Annotated in this window: 1 pseudogene; it reads left to right on the top strand. The window is 75.9% G+C overall.

Features of this window, described 5'->3' with window-relative positions:
• Positions 1-316: pseudogene (locus ACLBXO_RS31955) on the top strand (citrate transporter); the annotation flags it as partial.

Genomic DNA, 316 nt, shown 5'->3' with positions numbered 1-316 from the left:
CGCCGCCTCGTACTGGCTCGGCCTGCGGGAGGGGCGCCGTCTGGCCCTCGTTCCCGGCGCCGCGGGGGCCGCGCCCGGCCCGGTCCCGACCGCCCGGACCCTGAGCGACGCGGAGCGGGGCCTGCGCCGCCCCGACCGCTTCTGGATCAACATCGTCCTCACCGCCGCGGTCCTGGGGACGATGGTGTTCCTGGCCGAGAAAGTGCCGCCGGCGCTGATGTCCATGCTCGGCACGGCGCTCGCCCTGGTCATCAACTACCCGCAGGTCGACGCCCAGCGGCAGCGCATCGACGCGCACGCCCGGGCCGCGATCCTG

The sequence above is a fragment of the Methylobacterium sp. C33D genome, from assembly GCF_053345825.1.
This window is presented reverse-complemented; position numbering and strand designations above follow the sequence as displayed.